Annotated in this window: 18 protein-coding genes; 12 read left to right on the top strand and 6 right to left on the bottom strand. The window is 58.2% G+C overall.

Annotation, left to right across the window (positions count from 1 at the left end; translation table 11 throughout):
• Nucleotides 1–433: 433 nt before the first annotated feature.
• From KGB21_RS28570 to KGB21_RS28555, 4 genes are all read left to right on the top strand, one after another.
• Complete coding sequence (locus tag KGB21_RS28570) at nt 434–2,038, top strand: tetratricopeptide repeat-containing response regulator (protein ID WP_223507471.1); 1,605 nt, start codon at nt 434–436, stop codon at nt 2,036–2,038.
• Nucleotides 2,035–2,727 (top strand): sensor histidine kinase, encoded by a 693-nt coding sequence (locus tag KGB21_RS28565; RefSeq protein ID WP_034146123.1) that lies wholly within the window; start codon nt 2,035–2,037, stop codon nt 2,725–2,727. Before KGB21_RS28570 ends, KGB21_RS28565 begins: the two co-directional genes overlap by 4 nt.
• A gap of 212 nt (nt 2,728–2,939) precedes the next feature.
• Nucleotides 2,940–4,181 (top strand): glutamine synthetase family protein, encoded by a 1,242-nt coding sequence (locus KGB21_RS28560; protein WP_223507472.1) that lies wholly within the window; start codon nt 2,940–2,942, stop codon nt 4,179–4,181.
• A 69-nt stretch (nt 4,182–4,250) separates the two neighbouring features.
• A complete protein-coding gene (locus KGB21_RS28555) occupies nt 4,251–5,621 on the top strand; it encodes an MFS transporter (RefSeq protein ID WP_034146125.1) in 1,371 nt (456 codons plus the stop codon).
• A 65-nt stretch (nt 5,622–5,686) separates the two neighbouring features.
• On the opposite strand, the gene KGB21_RS28550 is transcribed toward KGB21_RS28555, so the two are convergent.
• The 4 genes from KGB21_RS28550 to flgA form a co-directional block, all read right to left on the bottom strand.
• The gene (locus KGB21_RS28550) at nt 5,687–6,433 is read right to left on the bottom strand and encodes a flagellar brake protein (protein ID WP_223507470.1); all 747 of its coding nucleotides are present in this window, start codon (nt 6,431–6,433) and stop codon (nt 5,687–5,689) included.
• A 92-nt stretch (nt 6,434–6,525) separates the two neighbouring features.
• Nucleotides 6,526–6,993 carry a flagella synthesis protein FlgN gene (locus tag KGB21_RS28545; RefSeq protein ID WP_034146127.1) on the bottom strand — a complete coding sequence of 156 codons (468 nt, stop codon included), beginning with the start codon at nt 6,991–6,993 and terminating at the stop codon, nt 6,526–6,528.
• A 48-nt stretch (nt 6,994–7,041) separates the two neighbouring features.
• Entirely contained in the window at nt 7,042–7,368 is a 327-nt protein-coding gene (gene flgM, locus KGB21_RS28540; RefSeq protein ID WP_223507469.1) for a flagellar biosynthesis anti-sigma factor FlgM, read from the bottom strand.
• A 166-nt stretch (nt 7,369–7,534) separates the two neighbouring features.
• On the bottom strand, nt 7,535–8,296 hold the full coding sequence (gene flgA, locus KGB21_RS28535; protein WP_034146129.1) for a flagellar basal body P-ring formation chaperone FlgA: 762 nt from the start codon (nt 8,294–8,296) through the stop codon (nt 7,535–7,537).
• 83 nt (nt 8,297–8,379) lie between these two features.
• Between flgA and KGB21_RS28530 the strand changes: the two genes are divergently transcribed.
• From KGB21_RS28530 to flgE, 6 genes are all read left to right on the top strand, one after another.
• A complete protein-coding gene (locus KGB21_RS28530; protein ID WP_223507468.1) occupies nt 8,380–9,312 on the top strand; it encodes a chemotaxis protein CheV in 933 nt (310 codons plus the stop codon).
• Nucleotides 9,313–9,358: 46 nt separating this feature from the next.
• Nucleotides 9,359–10,186 carry a protein-glutamate O-methyltransferase CheR gene (cheR, locus tag KGB21_RS28525; RefSeq protein WP_007980127.1) on the top strand — a complete coding sequence of 276 codons (828 nt, stop codon included), beginning with the start codon at nt 9,359–9,361 and terminating at the stop codon, nt 10,184–10,186.
• A gap of 338 nt (nt 10,187–10,524) precedes the next feature.
• Complete coding sequence (flgB, locus tag KGB21_RS28520) at nt 10,525–10,932, top strand: flagellar basal body rod protein FlgB (RefSeq protein WP_034146131.1); 408 nt, start codon at nt 10,525–10,527, stop codon at nt 10,930–10,932.
• A gap of 3 nt (nt 10,933–10,935) precedes the next feature.
• Nucleotides 10,936–11,379 carry a flagellar basal body rod protein FlgC gene (gene flgC, locus KGB21_RS28515; protein ID WP_034146132.1) on the top strand — a complete coding sequence of 148 codons (444 nt, stop codon included), beginning with the start codon at nt 10,936–10,938 and terminating at the stop codon, nt 11,377–11,379.
• Nucleotides 11,380–11,394: 15 nt separating this feature from the next.
• On the top strand, nt 11,395–12,117 hold the full coding sequence (gene flgD / locus KGB21_RS28510) for a flagellar hook assembly protein FlgD (RefSeq protein WP_034146133.1): 723 nt from the start codon (nt 11,395–11,397) through the stop codon (nt 12,115–12,117).
• A 31-nt stretch (nt 12,118–12,148) separates the two neighbouring features.
• Nucleotides 12,149–13,492 carry a flagellar hook protein FlgE gene (gene flgE, locus KGB21_RS28505; RefSeq protein ID WP_034146134.1) on the top strand — a complete coding sequence of 448 codons (1,344 nt, stop codon included), beginning with the start codon at nt 12,149–12,151 and terminating at the stop codon, nt 13,490–13,492.
• Between the two features lie 410 nt (nt 13,493–13,902).
• Here flgE and KGB21_RS28500 read toward each other — a convergent pair whose 3' ends face one another.
• Nucleotides 13,903–16,797, bottom strand: a complete 2,895-nt coding sequence (locus KGB21_RS28500) for a ribonucleoside-diphosphate reductase subunit alpha (protein WP_034146135.1) — start codon at nt 16,795–16,797, stop codon at nt 13,903–13,905.
• Between the two features lie 733 nt (nt 16,798–17,530).
• Here KGB21_RS28500 and KGB21_RS28495 point away from each other — a divergent pair.
• Together KGB21_RS28495 and KGB21_RS28490 are read left to right on the top strand one after the other, a co-directional pair.
• On the top strand, nt 17,531–18,253 hold the full coding sequence (locus tag KGB21_RS28495; RefSeq protein ID WP_034146136.1) for a winged helix-turn-helix domain-containing protein: 723 nt from the start codon (nt 17,531–17,533) through the stop codon (nt 18,251–18,253).
• Nucleotides 18,250–19,860 (top strand): ATP-binding protein, encoded by a 1,611-nt coding sequence (locus KGB21_RS28490; RefSeq protein WP_223507467.1) that lies wholly within the window; start codon nt 18,250–18,252, stop codon nt 19,858–19,860. The genes KGB21_RS28495 and KGB21_RS28490 overlap by 4 nt, the downstream gene beginning before the upstream one ends.
• Nucleotides 19,861–19,884: 24 nt before the next feature.
• On the opposite strand, the gene KGB21_RS28485 is transcribed toward KGB21_RS28490, so the two are convergent.
• Nucleotides 19,885–20,574, bottom strand: a 690-nt coding sequence (locus tag KGB21_RS28485) for a 4'-phosphopantetheinyl transferase (RefSeq protein WP_223507466.1), incomplete at its 5' end; no start/stop codon positions are given.

The raw sequence follows: 20,574 nt of genomic DNA, 5'->3' as shown, positions 1-20,574 counted from the left end.
TCCCATCCCGAACTCAGCAGTGAAACGATGCATCGCCGATGGTAGTGTGGGGTTTCCCCATGTGAGAGTAGGTCATCGTCAAGATTAAATTCCGAAACCCCAATTGCGAAAGCAGTTGGGGTTTTGTTTTGCCCGCAGGAAAGTGGGTGGCGCAACAGTCCTGGTTTCCACGCCGTCATCTATCCGACGTTTCGATACTCAGCGGAGCGAATGCGCGCCTGTCGCTTCAAGAGAACGCTACTAGCGGCCGATAACCATTTGGTACAGCGATCTTCACTTCTTCTTGCCTTCATTTTGAAAATGCAGTTTAAGAAAAATCGCTTGATAGGTTATGGCTACTGGCTATCATCTGCGCGCCGGAATGGGCAGGTGAAGCTGATCCTGTTTGTTTATTGCCTTCGGTTCTTCTTCTTAAATTGCCTGGAAATCTTCGATGCTGTCGTATCACCAAAAGAGTTTTTTGATCGTCGATGATTTCTCGGATTTCCGTAGCTCGGTCAGGTCCATGCTGCGGGAGCTAGGCGTCAAGGATGTGGACACTGCCGACACGGGCGAACAGGCGCTGAAAATGTGTTCGCAGAAGTCTTACGACTTTATCCTGCAGGATTTCCATCTGGGCGATGGCAAGAAGAACGGTCAGCAGGTTCTCGAAGATTTGATGATCGAGAAGTTGATCAGCCACGAAAGTGTTTTCGTCATGGTCACTGCTGAAACCAGCCAGGCCATGGTGCTCAGTGCTCTGGAGCACGAACCCGATGCCTACCTGACCAAGCCTTTCAATCGCGCCGGACTGGCCCAGCGCCTGGAGCGTTTGGTGCAGCGCAAGACTCTGCTCAAGCCGATACTGCAAGCGCTTGATCGGGGTAAGCCGGTTGAGGTGCTCAATGCCTGCATCGCCCTCTGCAAGCAAGATATCCGCTATTCGCCGTTGTGCCTGCGCTACCGGGCTGATGCCTTGCGTGACCTGAATCAGAATGAAGCGTTGGAACGCCTGTACGACAGCATTATTGCTGATCGTCCTCTGCCGTGGGCATTTGCCGGTCTGGGGCAGTTGCTGTTCAAGCGGGGGCAGGTCAAGCAAGCCAAGGGTGTCTACGAAAAAGCCCTTAAGGTGTTCCCGATGATGCCGGCGCTCTATGACGGGATGGCCGATGTGCTGGTCGCCGAAGGGGACACCAAGGCAGCCCAAAACGTGCTGGAGGAAGCCATTCGATTGTCACCGCTGGCGGTGCGTCGGCAAGCGCTACTGGGTAAGTTGGCGATGACCAACGAAGATTTTGACACCGCCTCCAGAGCCTACCGCCAGGCAGTTTCGCAAGGTGCCCAGTCACGCTTCAAGGATGCGGAAAGTAATCTTGGGCTGGCCCACGCCTTGATCAGCAAAGGCAGCGAAAGAGGTCTGGATACCCGGACCCGGCTGGAAATCAATACGACATTGAGTGCCGTGGCCAAAGAGAACCCCACCGATCCTGGCCTGCAAATTCGTGCGCGGCTGATGAAAGCCACCAGTCTGCTGCTTAATGACGGCGAAACCGCAGAGAAGCTCACCGAGCAAGCCATGATGCGTCTCGACGGCATGGAGCAGTTCATGAGTGCCGAAGCGGCGCTATTGGTGGCCAAGCAACTGCAAATGCTCGGGAAGCCGCAAGCGGGCGCCTCGATGCTGAAAAACTGTGCGGAAATTTACGGCGACGATCCGGCGGTCATGAAAGACATCGCCAAGCTCACCGATGACCCGACGATCCTCAATTCCGGCAATGCCGCGGCTGATCTCAACCGTCAAGGCGTACGGGTCTACAAGACCGGCAATCTCGTTGAGGCGCGGGATGTCTTCCGCAAAGCCCTGGCGCTGCAGCCAAAGAACATCAGTATCGCGTTGAACATGGCGCAGGCACTCTTGCATGGCACCGATACCAGTGCGCCCTCGGCCGAGCTCGAAGAATGTCGAACCTGCCTGAAAATGGTCGGTTTGATGCCTGACAGCGACGCACGTTACCCACGTTATCAAAAGCTGAAAAGCAAGGCATTTGGCGAATGAACGACAATCAGCAGGCACTGGATTTCTCCACGGTGATTGCTTCCACCGTGCACGACATGAAGAATTCTTTGGCCATGCTGATGCAGGCCCACAGCCAATGGCTGGCGAAACTGCCCGACCCTGCGCGCGTCACCCCGGAACAGGGCGTGATCGAATTCGAGTTCGCTCACCTCAACGGATTGTTGGTGCAGTTGCTGGGCCTCTACAAACTGGGTGTCAACCAGATGCCCCTGCAACCTGCCTATCACGAACTGGACGACTTCATCGAAGCACAATTGGCGTGTCATCAAGATGTCTTCGCGAGCCGTGGTATTGCCGCGACCTACGAAGTCGATCCGTTGAGCCCGCTGGGTTTCTTCGATCGTGAATTGATCGCTTCGGTGCTGGCCAACAGCATCAACAATGCCATTCGTTTTGCGCGTCATGCGGTGTTGGTCAGCGTCAGTGACGAGGCCGGGCAACTGGTGCTGACCATCAACGACGATGGCGAAGGTTATCCAGCCGAGATGATTGAGCGTCAGGCCGATTACGTACAAGGCATTAATCACAGCAGCGGCAGTACCGGGTTGGGTCTGTATTTTGCCGGCCGGATTGCAGCGTTGCATCAGCGTAATGGTGTCGGCGGGCGCACCGAAATCAGCAACGGCGGCCCCTTGGGTGGTGGCGTCTTCAATCTCTACCTGCCCTGAAAAAACGCAGCTTCTACATTTTGTTCTCGACCTGCTTGATATTCTGAACACGCGGAGCCTATTTTGTACGGGTCGCCGTTCGCGGCCCGTACAACAACAAGGATTGCGTCATGACAACCGATGGCCTGGGTTCACTCGCTCAGCGATTGACGGGCATTGATGAGATTGAATGTGTCACGCCGGATTTGAATGGCGTGCCACGGGGCAAGGTGATGACCTCCGAGGGTTTCCTTGCAGGGCGGCGTTTGCAGATGGCGCGGGGTGTACTGCTGCAATGCATCATGGGCGGATACCCGCCAGCGCGTTTTTACGGTAGTGATGATGGTGACCTGGCGCTGGTTCCAGACCCAGCGCAGATCCATCGCTTGCCCTGGAGCACGCAACCGCGCGCATTCGCCATTTGTGATGCGGACGAGTTGACCGGCGCAAGTTCCAGTCTCTCAACGCGTGGCCTGCTCAAATCAGTCATCGCTCGGTACGCGACTCTTGGCTTGGCGCCGGTGGTGGCGACCGAAGTGGAGTTTTTTGTCTTTGCTTCCAACACCGACCCGACTCAACCCTTCCTGCCGCCAGTGGGCCTGGATGGCCGTCGTGAGGAGGGGCATTTGGCGTTCAGTGTCAGTTCCAATAACGGATTGCGGCCTTTCTTCAGTGAGGTCTATGAAGCCATGGCCGCGTTGGGCCTGCCTCGCGATACCTTCATGCACGAAATGGGTGTCAGTCAGTTCGAGATCAACCTGCTGCACGGCGATCCGCTGCTGCTGGCCGACCAGACATTCCTGTTCAAACATTTGCTGAAAGAAATTGCGCTCAAGCACGGTTTGATCGTGGTTTGCATGGCCAAACCATTGGCGCATACGCCAGGCAGTTCGATGCATATTCACCAGAGCATCGTCGATATCGGCACCGGACAAAACGTGTTCAGTGACGAGGCCGGTCAGGCGACGGCGACGTTCCGTCATTTCATCGCCGGCCAGCAGGCCGCAATGGCGGACTTCACCGCGCTGTTTGCACCGAACGTGAACTCGTATCAGCGCTTGTGCCATCCCTTCGCATCACCGAATAATGCCTGCTGGTCCCATGACAATCGGGCGGCCGGGTTGCGCATTCCGGCCAGTTCGCCGGTCGCTCGTCGGGTCGAAAACCGATTGCCTGGGGCTGATGCCAACCCGTATCTGGCGATCGCGGCGAGTCTGGCCGCGGGGTTGCATGGCATTGAGCACCGACTGGAGCCGAGTGAGCCGATCCAGGGCGAATTCGAAGTGCCGGACAATCTTTCGTTACCCTGTACCTTGCATGCAGCACTTGAACGTCTGAAACGTAGCCAATTGGCGAAGGAACTGTTCGGCGAGGAGTTCATCGAAGGCTACATCGCTTCGAAGACCATGGAGTTGACCAGTTTCTATGATGAAATTACTCCCTGGGAACGGCGTGTTCTAGCAGCCCAGGCCTGACGCACCGTCTATATGGGGCTATCTTTTCGGTAGCCCGATTCTCACTGCAAGGAGCCGCTCGGAACGCCGATGCGCCAAATCTGGAAACCCTTTCGAGCGCTGTATTTCGCCTCGCTGATGATGTTGATCGGCTCCGGCTTGCTGAGTACTTACCTGGGCTTGCGCCTGGCGGCTGATAATGTCGACAGTTTGTGGGTCGGTGCGTTGATGGCGGCCAACTATTTCGGCCTGGTGCTGGGCGGCAAGATCGGCCATCGCCTGATTGCCCGGGTCGGGCATATCCGGGCCTATTCCGCCTGCGCCGGGATCGTCGGCGCGGCGGTGCTCGGTCATGGGTTGGTCGACTGGTTGCCCGCCTGGCTATTCCTGCGGGTCATCGTCGGCCTTGGCATGATGTGCCAGTACATGGTCATCGAGAGCTGGCTCAATGAGCAGGCCGAAGCTTCGCAGCGTGGTGCGGTGTTCAGCGGCTACATGATCGCCTCGTACCTGGGGCTGGTGCTGGGTCAGTTGATTCTGGTCATGCACCCAGGGCTGGGTTTGGAACTGTTGATGCTGGTCGCGCTGTGCTTTGCCCTGTGTCTGGTACCTGTCGCCCTGACCCGGCGAATTCACCCGGCGCCATTGCATCCGGCGCCGATGGAGCCGCGGTTCTTCATCAAGCGCGTGCCGCAGTCGCTGAGCACTGTGCTGGGCGCGGGGCTGATCATCGGTTCGTTCTACGGTCTGGCGCCGCTGTATGCCTCGCAGCAAGGGTTGTCCACGGAGCAGGTCGGTCTGTTCATGGGTAGCTGCATTTTTGCCGGTCTGCTGGTGCAGTGGCCGTTGGGCTGGTTGTCCGACCGTTATGACCGGGCGCTGTTGATCCGCTGTTTTGCGCTGATACTGGCCCTTGCCGCGTTGCCGTTGGCGATTTTGAAACAGGTGCCACTTGAGGTGTTGTTTATCGCCGGGTTCCTCTGCTCGCTGGTGAAGTTCTGCCTTTATCCGCTGGCGGTAGCGTTCTCCAATGACCACGTTGAGGCGGACCGTCGGGTATCACTGACGGCAATGTTGCTGGTGACCTACGGCGTTGGTGCCAGCATCGGTCCGCTGGCCGCTGGCGTGCTGATGAAGCTGTTCGGCAGCCAGATGCTCTATGCATTTTTCAGCTTCTTCGCGTTGGTGCTGGTGTGGCGAATCCGCCCGAAAGCGGTGACCAATCTGCATCAGGTGGACGACGCGCCGCTGCATCACGTCGCCATGCCGGACAGTATGTCGAGCTCGCCGCTGGTGGCTTGCCTCGATCCGCGGGTCGATGAGCAGGTGGTACAGGATCAGATGCAGAACCCGGTCGATCCGGAGATGACTCCTGAATCGGAGGCCGAACCTGAAAGCGATCCTCAACCGAAAGACCCTGACGCGGGTCGAGAGCAAAGCTTCACTGAAGCCCGGCCTTAAAATCCAGGCATAAAAAACGGGCAGTCACCGCAAGGGACTGCCCGTTTTTTATTTTTACTGCTGTATCAGAAATCGTCTTTGTCGAAGCGCCGCGCTTCGCGTTGCAACTGGTAGACGAATCGCTCGACCTGGCGCTGTACCAGCCCGCTCATGTTATGGAAGCGTACACCGGCGAAAGTAGTGGAGATCTTTTCTTCGAAATGCAGATAACGCAGTTCGACCGGCGCCGTCATATTGCCGAAAGGCAGGGCGGCCATGAAGCGGTCGTAGACCTGACCTAATTGCAGACTGCCAGTGATGTCGCCGGCGAAGCGCAGTTTGCAACCGGTGGCCGAGATGTCCAGCAGTTTGCCACTGATCGGCGTCTTGAGTTTCTCGCCATCCAGATCGACATCGACCAATTGGGCCAGCTTCAAGGCAGCACGGAACGCATTGCGACGCTGGTGGTAGACCACCTCGTCGGGCAGGGTGCCACGGTAGCAGCGACTACCACTGGATTCGTCGAGGGTCATCGGACCGTTGCTTTCCCAGGCAATTCGCACGCCTTCGTGGAAGCCTTCGATCTTGAACGGCTCGCCGGCCATCAAAAAGCGTTCGCCGTCACGCGGAATCATCTCGTCCAGGGCAATCATGTTGCTGTCACGGTCAACGGCCACCAGATAGGTCTGGAAGCGCTGGCTGCGCTCGTTGAAGGTGATGATTAGCGGGTCATGACTTTCGTGCAACTGGCGCAGGTTGCTGGAGATTTCCAGAGGCGTGCTGAGCACCTTGGGTGGCTGCGGAGAATCTTCCGCACTTAAGGCATTGGACACGGTTAATCAATCTCCAGACAAAATTTGACTACGGCGAGCCAGCATATTGCCAGCATGTTTCGCGACTTGATAGAGGGGGCTCATCGACCGGCTTAAGCCTGACTGAGCGGGCGCGGTTTCACAAGCTTGGAGAATGATCCGCTGGCATCGTAGAGCGCGGGAGGTTCGCCGCCGGTGAGGATTTTCAGCTGGGTAGCCGTGGCAGCTTGCTGCACCAGGATTGACTGGCCATTGCTGGCATTGGTGGCTTGGCACTGGGCCAGGAGATCGGTCAGTACATCGCTTTGCGTAAGCAACGCCTCACCAACGCTCGACTGGCTTGCCAGTTGCTCCAAACCGCTACGGTTGGTCGGCAGGTTGAGGCTGGCAAGAATTTCACTGCGCTTGCGGCCATGCTGTTCGAGCAAAATGATCAGCGCCTGTTTCTGCGCGAGAACATCTTCAAGTAGAGGCATGTCGCGGCCATGCAAGGCGAGGGACTCGGTCTGCAGCAGCTCGAGCAAATGTTGCGCTGGAGCAAAGTCGTCGGTGATCAGTTGCAATAAATTAGTGTCGTGCATGGCTGGCCTTGGGTTTTAAGCGTCCAAAAGCCTGGCGCCGGCCGTGGCCTAGCGCTGGGCTTCGAAGTTGAGCAGTTTGCTGGCTACACGGTTGCTGTCGACTTTGTAGCTGCCATCGGCAATCGCTGCTTTCAACTCGGCCACGCGGGCGTTGTCGACGACAGGCTGATCGCGCAGCGTATCAGTGACCTTTTGCAACTGCTGAGCCTCATTGCTGAGATGTACCGATTCCCCGCTTTTGACGGTACTGGCCTGTTCGGCCGGGGTATTCAGCGGCGCGGAGTTGCCAGCTTCGGCGGTTTCCTTGGTGGCGCTGGTACGTGTACTGCCCGTAAGTGACGAGGAGCTGTTCAAACGGCTGAAATCAATGACCATGATAAAAAACCTCTGGGAATTTGGACGCTTGCCATGTTTTCGGCCCTTCCCTGAAAAACTTTAGGCCCATTTATCAATGAGCGTGCGCGCGTCAGCGTTTGCCCGGCATGGGACACAGTTTAGGGAACAGCCTCGGTCAGCGCCACAGCTTCACCAAAAGAGGTTCCTACATGGACACTTCCACCTGGCCCGGCGCGGTCACTTGCGCCTTGATCACTCGCTTGGAGTTGAGGTTTTTCACTCGGATCTGTTCGCTCATGCCGCCGTTGGCCAGCGCTTCGCCCGGCATGCGCACGCTGAGCGTACCACTGCGGGCGGTAATCACCACCTGATCGCCCTTGCGGATCACTTCCGCCTGTTCGAGATTCACCAAGGTAATCACCTGATCAGCGACCATTGGTCGGGTAAGTCGTTGCCCGATCGCCTGATCCACGGAGGTCAGGTAGCCCTGGCTGATCAGACTGATATCGCGCTCGCGCAGAAGGACATCTGCAGGCTCGACGATACCCGCGCGCCGCAGCGGTCGGGCGGTGGTCACAACGTCGCGAAACAGGCGCACTTGAGCGGGTACGAAGACCGTCCAGGGGGACGAACCCTCACAGCGAACCTTGACCGTGACGCGCCCCAACGGCTTGGCCGGGCTCTCCAGCGTGGCTGTCAATTCCTTGTCGCACATTGGCATGTGCATGCGTGGATCGAGCTGGTTGACCTGGATTTCATAGCGACCTTCCGTTTGACTGGTTGCCAGATAGTCCTCTACGGTGAATTCAAGAAAGCCCTGGGTGACGCCGATAAGCATGTCAGGCAAGGTAACCGCGTCAGCAAGGGCAGGGCTGCCAGCGTTGAACAGGCACACAGCCGCCAACACGCCGAGGCATTTGCGGTAGAGCGTGGTCAGGCGTCGGGAAAATGTCGGTTCTGTGTTCATGAAGAGATAAAAAGCAAGCGCCGTGCCGTTTAGTGATGAATGTGCGTCGCAACAACACTTAGCGTTGGTTTAGGAGTCTGGGCATGGCTGGTGTAATGGATTCGGTGAACCAGCGCACGCAACTGGTGGGGCAGAATCGCCTTGAGCTGTTGTTGTTCCGTCTCGACGGCCAGCAGCTGTATGGGATCAACGTGTTCAAGGTGCGGGAGGTGCTGCAATGCCCGAAATTGACGTTGATGCCCAAGTCCAGTCCTGTCGTGTGCGGCGTGGCGAACATTCGGGGGGCGACCATTCCGATCCTGGATCTGGCGATGGCAACCGGCTCCGGTGCGTTGAAGGACAAGAACAATCCTTTCGTGATCATCACGGAGTACAACACCAAGACCCAGGGTTTCCTGGTGCGTTCGGTGGAGCGCATTGTGAACATGAACTGGGAAGAGATTCATCCGCCACCCAAGGGCACCGGGCGCGATCACTACCTCACGGCAGTGACTCGGGTCGACAATCAGTTAGTCGAAATCATCGACGTCGAGAAGGTGCTGGCGGAAGTGGCGCCGACGCCGGAAGCGATTTCCGTGGGTGTGGTCGATGTCGAAACCCAGCACAAGGCGCTGTCCTTGCGCGTGCTGACGGTCGATGACTCGTCGGTGGCGCGCAAGCAGGTCACGCGTTGCCTGCAAACGGTCGGTGTCGAAGTGGTGGCGTTGAACGACGGCCGGCAAGCGCTGGATTACCTGCGCAAACTGGTCGACGAGGGGAAGAAGCCCGAAGATGAGTTCCTGATGATGATCTCCGACATAGAGATGCCGGAGATGGACGGATACACGCTGACGGCCGAGATCCGCAACGACCCTCGCATGCAAAAGCTTCATATCATCCTGCATACTTCGTTGTCGGGTGTGTTCAATCAGGCGATGGTCAAGAAGGTCGGTGCCGATGACTTCCTTGCCAAATTCCGACCTGATGACCTGGCATCCCGGGTAGTCGACCGGATCAAAGCAGCAGACATCAACTAGGGGCGTTCGGTCCCTGGCAGTCAACACGATTTTAGAGGCGGCAGCATTGTCTACGGGTAATTTGGATTTCGAACAGTTCCGGGTATTCCTGGAAAAAGCCTGTGGCATTTTGCTCGGTGAAAACAAGCAGTATCTGGTCTCGAGCCGTCTCAACAAGCTGATGGAACAGCAAGGCATCAAGTCGTTGGGTGAGCTTGTCCAGCGCATGCAAACCCAGCCGCGCAGCGGTTTGCGTGAGCAGGTAGTGGATGCCATGACCACCAACGAAACCCTGTGGTTTCGTGACACCTATCCATTTGAAGTCCTGAAGAACAAAGTGCTGCCCGAGGCGATCAAGGCCAGTCCCGGCCAGCGCTTGCGGATTTGGTCGGCGGCCTGTTCGTCGGGTCAGGAGCCGTACTCGCTGTCGATGTCCATCGACGAGTTCGAGCGGGTCAACATGGGCCAGTTGAGGATGGGCGTGCAGATCGTTGCCACTGATCTGTCCGGTACCATGCTGAACAACTGCAAGACCGGCGAGTACGACAGCCTGGCCATCGGTCGTGGTCTGTCGCCGGAGCGGTTGCAGCGTTACTTTGATCCGAAAGGGCCGGGTCGCTGGGCTATCAAGGCGCCGATCAAGAGTCGGGTGGAGTTTCGTTCGTTCAACCTGCTGGACAGCTACGCGAGCCTCGGCAAGTTTGACATCGTGTTCTGCCGCAACGTGCTGATCTACTTCTCCGCCGAGGTTAAGAAGGACATCCTGTTGCGTATCCACAGCACGTTGAAGCCCGGCGGTTATCTGTTCCTCGGTGCTTCCGAAGCGCTGAACGGATTGCCCGATCATTACCAGATGGTCCAGTGCAGCCCGGGGATTATCTACCAGGCGAAATGATTCATTCGGTGTCATCAAAAACGGGAGTCCTCAAAGACTCCCGTTTTTTTTGCCCGATGATTTCCAACTGACACCGCATGTAGGAGCCGGCTTGCTGGCGATCCAGGCGCCGCAGTCATCCAGACAGACCGCGTCATCGTTCATCGCCAGCAAGCCGGCTCCTACAGGGTGAGGCCAAGCGGCAGAAAAGCGGCATCCAGCGGAAGCCGGTTGCCGCTTTTCTGGCATTGCCGCGTTGCCACTGCCCGCAAAGCCCCGGTTTATGGGCTTTTTTGAATTGGCATGACGCTTGCTATGTTCATCGTACGAAAAATCAGGTCACCCGAAGGTTTCCCGACATGAGCATCAGCTTCGATAAAGCGCTCGGCATTCACGAAAAGGCACTGGGCTTCCGCGCCCAGCGTGCCGAAGTCCTGGCCAACAACATCGCCAACGCCGATACCCCGAACTACAAGGCGCGGGATCTGGAATTCTCGAAAGTGCTCGAGGCGCAGAACGATAAGGCCAAGAACGGCACGTTCGCCTTGAACATGACCAACAGCCGTCACATCGAAGCCGAAGGCCTGGGCAATGGCGATGAGTCGCTGATGTATCGCACGCCGATGCAACCGTCGATCGACCAGAACACCGTGGACGCCCAACTGGAACAGTCGAACTACGCGGAAAACGCCGTCGGCTTCCAGGCCAGCTTCACCCTGCTCAACAGCAAATTCAAAGGGCTGGTGTCAGCCCTGCGCGGAGAGTAAGTCATGTCTCTATCCAGTGTTTTCAACATTGCCGGTAGCGGCATGAGTGCGCAGACCACTCGCTTGAACACCGTTGCTTCGAACATTGCCAACGCCGAGACGGTCTCGTCGAGCATCGATCAGACCTACCGTGCGCGTCACCCGGTGTTCGCCACCATGTTCCAGGGTGGCCAGAGTGGCGGTAGCGATTCGCTGTTCCAGAACCAGGACGCGGCCGGCCAAGGTGTGCAGGTCATGGGCGTGGTCGAAGATCAGAGCAATCTTGAAGCGCGTTATGAGCCGAACCATCCGGCTGCCGATGCCAAGGGTTACGTCTACTACCCGAACGTCAACGTGGTTGAGGAAATGGCCGACATGATTTCCGCGAGCCGATCGTTCCAGACCAACGCCGAAATGATGAACACCGCCAAAACCATGATGCAGAAAGTCCTGACCCTCGGTCAGTGATAAGGGGCGACTCAGATGAGTGTTACCGATACCACCAGCGGTTTGAGCCTCAACGACATCCTGGCCAACTCTTCGGTCAAGACCAACACCACGACGGACGGTCTGGCAGGGGCAACCGGCAGCGCCACGGGCAAACAAGCCCTGGGCAAGGACGCGTTCCTGCAGTTGCTGGTAACGCAGCTGAAAAACCAGAACCCGCTGGAGCCCCAGGACAACGGCGAGTTTGTGGCGCAGTTGGCTCAATTCAGTAGCCTGGAAGGGATCACCACCCTCAATGACACCGTTACGGGTATCGCCAGTAACTACAACTCGTCCCAGGCATTGCAGGCCTCGTCGCTGGTTGGGCGTACGGTCATTGCTCCAGGCGACAAGGCGGTGGTCGACACTTCCAAGCCCCTCAAGGGTACGGTCGCAATGCCGTCGGCGGTGTCGAGCGCCACGCTGAAGATCACCGACGCGGATGGCAAGGTGGTACGCACCATCGACATGGGCTCCCAAAGTGCCGGCAACGCCGACTTCACCTGGGATGGCAAGAACGACGCGGGTGAGGTTGCAGCCTCGGGCACTTACACCTTTGCCGCTTCGACCACCATCGACAGTCAGGCCGTATCGCTGATCACCAACCTGCCAGCGACCGTCAACAGCGTGACCATCAGCCAGACCGGCGGTGAGTTGATGCTCAATCTGGCCGGACTGGGCAGCATCGCCCTGTCCAAAGTGCAAACCATTGGTATATAGAGCCGACTAGCACGGCATAAAGGAGTGGAATATGTCTTTCAACATCGGCCTTAGCGGTCTCTATGCAGCCAACAAACAACTGGACGTGACCGGCAACAACATCGCCAACGTCGCGACCACAGGTTTCAAGTCGTCCCGTACAGAATTCGAAGACGTGTACTCAGCGACCAAACTGGGTACCGGCAGCAAGACCGTCGGTAACGGCGTGCGTCTGGCCAACGTTTCCCAACAGTTTAGCCAGGGTGACGTGAACAGCACCGGCAACGTGCTCGACATGGGTATCCAGGGTTCGGGTTTCTTCGTGCTGAGCAACAACGGCGCGCTGACGTACACCCGTGCCGGTACTTTCAAGACCGACAAGGAAGGTTACGTCACCAACACCGACGGCACTGCGCGTTTGCAGGGCTACGGCGTGGATGCCAATGGCAAGATTCTCAATGGCGTGTTGACTGACCTGCGCATCGATACCTCTAACCTGGCCCCAAAGGCCACCAACAGCGTGTCGTCGACGATCAACCTGAACTCCACGGCTGAGGTAATTGACCAGACGGTTGCCACGAACAAGTTCGACCCGAGCAAGCCAGCCACTTACACCAAGCAGTTCACTACCCCGGTTTTCGATACCCAGGGTAACCAGCACGACATGGACCAGTACATGGTCAAGACGGGTCCGAACACTTGGCAAACCTACACCCTGATCGATGGTCGCAACCCGGATGGCAGCGACCCTGCCGTGACTGCTCCGATTCCTTCGACCATGTCGTTCGATTCGAGCGGCAAACTGGTTTCGGTCAGCACGCCGGTTCCGCCAACCGTTCCGCCGACCGTTCCGACGCCTGCGCCGATTATCAGTAGCGACTTGAAAATCACCAACTGGACTCCGGGCTCCGTCACTGATGGTGTCTGGACCGCCAATGGTGCAAGCGCCGACCCGGCGGGTGTAACCATTTCGATGGCCAACACCACGCAATTCAACGCCGACACTGCACGTTCGATTCCGGCGCAGAACGGCTATGCCACTGGCCAGATCACCAGCCTGACCATCGACGGCAGCGGTGTGTTGTTGGCCAACTTCAGCAACTACCAGACCAAGCCAATCGGCCAGATTTCGTTGGCCAGTTTCACCAACGAGCAAGGTTTGCAGCAAGTAGGCGGTACCAGCTGGAAGGAAACCTACGCATCGGGCATTCCTGGTTACGACGCACCGGAAACCGGATCCTTGGGTCAGATCGTTTCCAACTCCCTGGAAGAGTCCAACGTCAACCTGACCAACGAGCTGGTCGATTTGATCAAGGCGCAGAGCAACTACCAGGCGAACGCCAAGACCATCTCCACCCAAAGCACCATCATGCAGACCATCATTCAGATGACCTGATGCGGGTTAGTTGAAAACGCTGCACAAGGAGCCCCTCGCAAGAGGGGCTTTTTTGTGGGTGATAGATCAAAGGATCGCAGCCTGCGGCAGCTCCTACAGGTGGATCGCATTTCAATGTAGGAGCTGCCGCAGGCTGCGATCCTTTGATCTTAAAGAGAAGGCAAAAGGAACCCCCCGATCAGCCAGAAGCTCATCGGGGGTTTCAGGTGAGCACAATACGGCGCTTACATCACATGCCCTGAAATGTGTAGGAGCCGGCTTGCTGGCGATAAACGATGACGCTGTCTGCCTGAATGACCGCGGCGTCTGGATCGCCAGCAAGCCGGCTCCTACAAAAAGAAAACCCCCGATAATCCAGAGGACTGATCGGGGGTTTTATATAAGCGCCTTGCAGCGCCTACCGGCTCAGCTTATTGGCAAGCTTCGCAATCCGGCTCGTCGATGGCGCAAGCCTTCGGCACTGGAGCAGGACCGGCTGGAGCAGCCAGGACCGAATCGTCACCGTGGTTGCCGCCGCTGGAAACAGCGTTCAGCTTGCCGGTGTTGATGGTCGACTTCTCGGTGCTGGTCGCGGCCAGGGCGCGGAGGTAGTAAGTGGTTTTCAGACCACGGTACCAGGCCATGCGGTAGGTCACGTCCAGTTTCTTGCCCGAAGCGCCAGCGATGTACAGGTTCAGCGACTGAGCCTGGTCGATCCACTTCTGACGACGGCTTGCCGCGTCAACGATCCACTTGGTGTCCACTTCGAACGCAGTCGCGTAGAGCTCTTTGAGTTCTTGCGGGATGCGCTCGATCTGCTGCACCGAACCGTCGTAGTACTTCAGGTCGTTGATCATGACCGAGTCCCACAGACCGCGAGCCTTGAGGTCGCGAACCAGGTACGGGTTGATCACGGTGAATTCGCCCGACAGGTTCGATTTCACATAGAGGTTCTGGTAGGTCGGTTCGATCGACTGCGATACGCCAGTGATGTTGGCGATGGTCGCGGTCGGTGCGATGGCCATGATGTTGGAGTTGCGAATACCTTTTTGTACACGGGCGCGAACCGGTGCCCAGTCCAGGGTTTCGTTCAGGTCAACGTCGATGTACTTCTGGCCACGGGCTTCGATCAGGATCTGTTGCGAATCCAGCGGCAGGATGCCCTTGGACCACAGCGAACCCTGGAACGTCTCGTAGGCGCCACGCTCGTCAGCCAGGTCGCAGGAAGCCTGGATCGCGAAGTAGCTGACCGCTTCCATCGACTTGTCGGCGAACTCGACGGCAGCGTCGGAACCGTAAGGGATGTGCTGCAGGTACAACGCGTCCTGGAAGCCCATGATGCCGAGGCCGACCGGACGGTGCTTGAAGTTGGAGTTCTTCGCTTGTGGCACCGAGTAGTAGTTGATGTCGATCACGTTATCGAGCATGCGCACGGCGGTGTTCACGGTGCGTTCCAGCTTGGCGGTGTCCAGCTTGCCGTTGACGATGTGGTTCGGCAGGTTGATCGAGCCCAGGTTGCAAACGGCGATCTCGTCCTTGTTGGTGTTCAAGGTGATCTCGGTGCACAGGTTCGAGCTGTGGACCACGCCGACGTGCTGCTGCGGGCTACGCAGGTTGCACGGGTCTTTGAAGGTCAGCCATGGGTGGCCGGTTTCAAACAGCATGGACAGCATTTTGCGCCACAGGTCTTTGGCCTGGATGGTCTTGAACAGCTTGACCTTGCCCGGGTACTCGGTCAGGGCTTCGTAGTACTCGTAACGCTCTTCGAAGGCCTTGCCGGTCAGGTCATGCAGGTCTGGAACTTCAGACGGCGAGAACAGGGTCCATTTGCCGTCATCGAAGACGCGCTTCATGAACAGGTCAGGGATCCAGTTGGCGGTGTTCATGTCGTGGGTACGACGGCGATCATCACCGGTGTTCTTGCGCAGCTCGATGAACTCTTCGATGTCCATGTGCCAGGTTTCCAGGTAGGCACACACAGCGCCTTTGCGCTTGCCACCCTGGTTAACGGCAACGGCGGTGTCGTTCACTACTTTGAGGAACGGTACGACGCCCTGGGATTTGCCGTTGGTGCCCTTGATGTACGAACCCAGCGCACGAACCGGCGTCCAGTCGTTGCCCAGGCCTCCAGCGAATTTCGACAACATGGCGTTGTCGTGGATCGCGTGGTAGATGCCCGACAGGTCGTCCGGCACGGTGGTCAGGTAGCAGCTGGACAGCTGTGGACGCAGGGTACCGGCGTTGAACAGGGTTGGGGTCGACGACATGTAGTCGAAGGACGACAACAGGTTGTAGAACTCGATCGCACGGTCTTCTTTCTGCTTCTCTTCGATCGCCAGGCCCATGGCCACGCGCATGAAGAAGATCTGTGGCAGTTCGAAACGCACGCCATCCTTGTGGATGAAGTAACGGTCGTACAGGGTTTGCAGGCCCAGGTAAGTGAACTGCTGGTCGCGCTCGTGGTTGATCGCCTTGCCGAGTTTTTCCAGGTCGAAAGTGGCCAGGATCGGGTTCAGCAATTCGAATTCGATACCCTTGGCGATGTAGGCCGGCAGGGCCTTGGCGTACAGGTCGACCATTTCGTGGTGGGTCGCGCTCTCGGCGACACCGAGGAAGCCCAGGCCTTCGGCACGCAGGGTGTCCATCAGCAGGCGGGCGGTCACGAACGAGTAGTTCGGCTCACGCTCGACCAGGGTACGGGCGGTCATCACCAGGGCGGTGTTGACGTCGGTCAGGGCCACGCCGTCGTACAGGTTTTTCAGGGTTTCGCGCTGGATCAGGTCGCCATCGACTTCTTCCAGGCCTTCGCACGCTTCGGTGACGATGGTGTTCAGGCGACCCATGTCCAGCGGTGCCAGGCTACCGTCGGTGCGGGTAATGCGGATCGACGGGTGAGCGTTGACCGCTTCCTCGGCCGGCGCGTGGGCAGCGCGTTCTTTGGAACGACCGTCACGGTAGATCACATAGTCGCGAGCCACTTTCTGCTCGCCGGCACGCATCAGGGCCAGTTCAACCTGGTCCTGGATTTCTTCGATGTGGATGGTGCCGCCCGATGGCATGCGACGCTTGAAGGTGGCGGTGACCTGTTCGGTCAGGCGGGCAACGGTGTCGTGGATTCGCGACGAAGCGGCAGCGGTGCCGCCTTCAACTGCGAGAAACGCCTTGGTGATAGCGACGGTGATTTTGTCATCGGTGTAAGGAACGACAGTGCCGTTACGCTTGATCACGCGAAGCTGGCCCGGCGCGGTGGCGGACAGATCCGAATTCGAATCAGCGGCCTGCGGCAAGGTGCCCTGCGGGTTCTCGCGAGTTGTGTCGGTTTGCATGGGTGTCTCCACGTTCTCTATGTTTGTTTGGGCACCATCACGGTGCCCACCGTTCCGTCCTGAAGCACTACAACCGGCGAGTGCCGGGCATAACAACTTCGGGACAGTAGGAAGGGTGCTATATGGGCGCCGCTTCCATGCCGAAGTCTTTGGTCTCACGCCAGAGGCGCAAGACCGGGGTCCTTTGAGGTGACAGTTGGGGACTGCAACACCCGTACCGTTTTCACCCTTTTGGGCCGAAATACAGTAGCCATCCGCACGCGCGGTTTGGTCTTTCGAAAATACGTTTGGTTCAACCGGACAGAGGCAATAAAAGCGCTTGAAATTGGTGTCTGGTTTGTGTTTGGTTTTTTGCGTAAAACCCTACATCTAGGGTTTTTTTCACGCCGGGGTACAAGATAATGCGTTTTGGGGGGGCATTGCAACGTACTACCTGTGGATAAACCTGTGCGTAAATTGTGTGTGAAAGATGGAATCGGCGTGTAGGCCGCGATGCTGCTGGACCGGACCTTTTTTCATCGATTTTCAACGAGCGAAAACGGCCGGGCAGATTTTTAAGGGCGCGAACCCTATCACAAAAATCTGCCGTGTCCGAACGCATTTAGCGGCTTGTGTTCTGCGCGGGCGACGTTTATACAATCGGCCAGCATGTATGCACTTTATCCTCCCCAATCATTACAAAAAGACGGGCGGATCCTTCCTTATTAGTGTTATTGGCAAGAAGAGGTCACCCGTGGAGCAGCAAGCGTGGCAGGTATTGATTGTGGAAGACGACCAGCGTCTGGCCGAACTGACCCGAGATTACCTGGAAGCCAACGGCCTGCGTGTGTCGATCGAGGGCAATGGCGCCCTGGCCGCGGCGCGCATCATCAAGGAGCAGCCAGACCTGGTGATCCTTGATCTGATGCTTCCCGGCGAAGATGGCCTGAGCATCTGCCGCAAGGTGCGTGATCGCTATGACGGCCCGATCCTGATGCTCACCGCCCGCACCGACGACACCGACCAGATCCTCGGACTCGACCTGGGCGCCGACGACTATGTCTGCAAACCCGTGCGCCCGCGTCTTTTGTTGGCGCGTATCCAGGCGTTGCTGCGACGCAGCGAAGCGCCCGAGGCGGCCCCGGAAAAACAACGGCGCTTGCAATTCGGCCCGCTGGTGGTGGACAACGCATTGCGCGAAGCCTGGCTGAATGACAACGGTATCGAACTGACCAGCGCCGAGTTCGACCTGCTCTGGCTGTTGGTGTCCAACGCCGGACGCATTCTGTCCCGGGAAGAAATCTTCACCGCGCTGCGCGGCATCGGCTATGACGGCCAGGACCGTTCCATCGACGTGCGTATCTCGCGCATCCGTCCAAAAATTGGCGACGACCCGGATCACCCACGGCTGATCAAGACCGTGCGCAGCAAAGGTTACCTGTTCGTTCCCGAGGCCTGCGTAGACCCAACCCTGTGAACTCGATCTTCCTGCGTATTTATGGCGGCATGTGCGCCGCGCTGATTCTGGTGGCGGTATTGGGCGTGCTGGCGTTGCACATGCTCAACCAGGTGCGCAGCGAGCAGTACCGCGAGCGCCTGGCCCACGGCACGTTTTCGCTGATGGCCGACAATCTGCAACCGATGAACCAGACCGAACGCCACCGCGCCTTGCTGGTGTGGGAGCGTTTGCTGGGTATTCCGCTGGCGCTGAAAACCTTTAACCAGACCGACCTCGACCTCACGCAGCGCACGCGCGTGCTGCGCGGCCAGGCGCTGGTTGAGCAGACCGGTCCGCATGCGGCGAAGGTTTACCGGCTGGTCAGCGACAAGGAACAGCTGGTGCTCACGGGCGAAGTCCAGCAGATCAGCGAGCAGCTGGCGCGGGCCACCATTTACCTGCTGACTGACGAACTGGTGCGATACCCGGTCGGCGAGCAACCCGTACGGTTGGCGCAATTGAAGCAGGACAAGGGGTTCGGTTTCGACTTGCGCCTGGTCACGGTCGAAGACGCCGACATGGACGAAGACCAGAGTCGTCGGGTGTCCGAAGGCGATACGGTCATGGCGCTGGGCAAGGGCGGCGATTCGATCCGGGTGTTCGCCGGCATGGTTGGCACGCCGTGGGTACTGGAAATCGGCCCGCTGTATCAGATGAATCCATATCCGCCTGAGTGGCTGGTGCTGATTGCTGCACTGGGCCTGACCCTGATCGGTTTGATCGTCTATTTGCTGGTGCGGCAACTGGAGCGTCGCTTGCGCGGGTTGGAAGCCGCCGCCACGCGAATTGCCAAGGGCAGTCTGGAAACCCGGGTGCCGGCGCGCGGTGCAGACTCGGTGGGGCGTCTGGCATCGGCGTTCAATGGTATGGCCGAGCACTTGCAACAACTGCTGGCGATCCAGCGTGAACTGGTACGCGCCGTGTCTCACGAGTTGCGTACACCGGTGGCGCGCCTGCGTTTCGGGCTGGAGATGATCGGTTCTGCCACCACGCCGCAAGCCCTGGAAAAATACTGCGAAGGCATGGACCACGACATCGAAGATCTCGACCGATTGGTGGACGAGATGCTGACCTATGCACGGCTGGAGCAAGGTTCGCCGGCACTGAATTTCCAGCGCATCGATCTGGATGCACTGGTCAATCAAGTGATCGAGGAGCTGGCGCCGTTGCGCGCCGATGTCACGGTGCTGCGCGGGTTGTGCCTGTCGGCGGCCGATTGCGACGACGCCTGGGTCGAGGCCGAACCGCGTTACCTGCATCGCGCCTTGCAGAACCTGGTGAGCAATGCCATGCGCCACGCGCAATCACGGGTCACCATCAGTTATCAGGTGGGGCAGCAGCGGTGCCGGGTGGATGTCGAGGATGACGGGCCGGGCGTACCGGAACTGGCCTGGGAAAAAATCTTCACCCCGTTCCTGCGCCTGGATGACAGCCGCACCCGGGCTTCGGGCGGGCATGGGTTGGGGCTGTCGATTGTGCGGCGCATCATCCATTGGCATGACGGGCGGGCGTTGATCGGCAAGAGCAAAAGCCTGGGCGGGGCGTGTTTCAGTTTGAGTTGGCCGAGGAATCAGGAAAAGCGGTGAGATGCGTGGTGAATGATGGCGTCCTCAGGCCTTGATACTGACCAGACTCAACAACTGCCCATCCTTGACCCCAAATTGCGCATCCAGCTCGGTACCGTTGCGCCATTCGCCGGACAGATCGGTCAGCAATCGCAGCCGTACTTCACCTGCCTCAGTCCACTCCAGCACTTCAGCGTGTTCAAAATAAAAGCGCTGCTGAACGATCGGATAGAGCGCCTTGAACAGACTTTCTTTCACCGAAAAAGTCAGGGTCACCAGCAACGCCAATTGATCTCTCGGCCCTGCGGCCATGCGCTTTAATTCCGGCGCGGTGAGAATTTCCCCGGCCAGGCGTTCGGCGCGTTCGGCATTGAGCAGGTTTTCCAGGTCCATGCCCAAACCGCGCCAATGGTTTTTCTGCGCGACGATGGCCGCTGCCCGGCCGGTGCTGTGGGTGATCGAGCCACTGATATGCGCCGGCCAGACCGGCGCGCGGTCTTCGCCGATGGCCGGGCTGAAATTCAAGCCTTCCAATTGCTGCAACGCGGCCCGCGCGCAGACCCGCCCGGCAAGAAACTCCGCCTGCCGTTTGGCGACGGAGCGTTGGATGGTCGCCGGCGCTTCGATGGCGCTGCGCTGGAAATCATCGTGGGCCAGTTGCGAAGTATCGAAGTGGGTACTCAACAGCACCGCATCGGGCAACACGAAGGGCAGCGGCCAGTGGGGATCCAGGGG

This window comes from Pseudomonas sp. GL-RE-29 (assembly GCF_019947275.1).
GTDB lineage: Bacteria > Pseudomonadota > Gammaproteobacteria > Pseudomonadales > Pseudomonadaceae > Aquipseudomonas > Aquipseudomonas fluorescens_A.
This window is presented reverse-complemented; position numbering and strand designations above follow the sequence as displayed.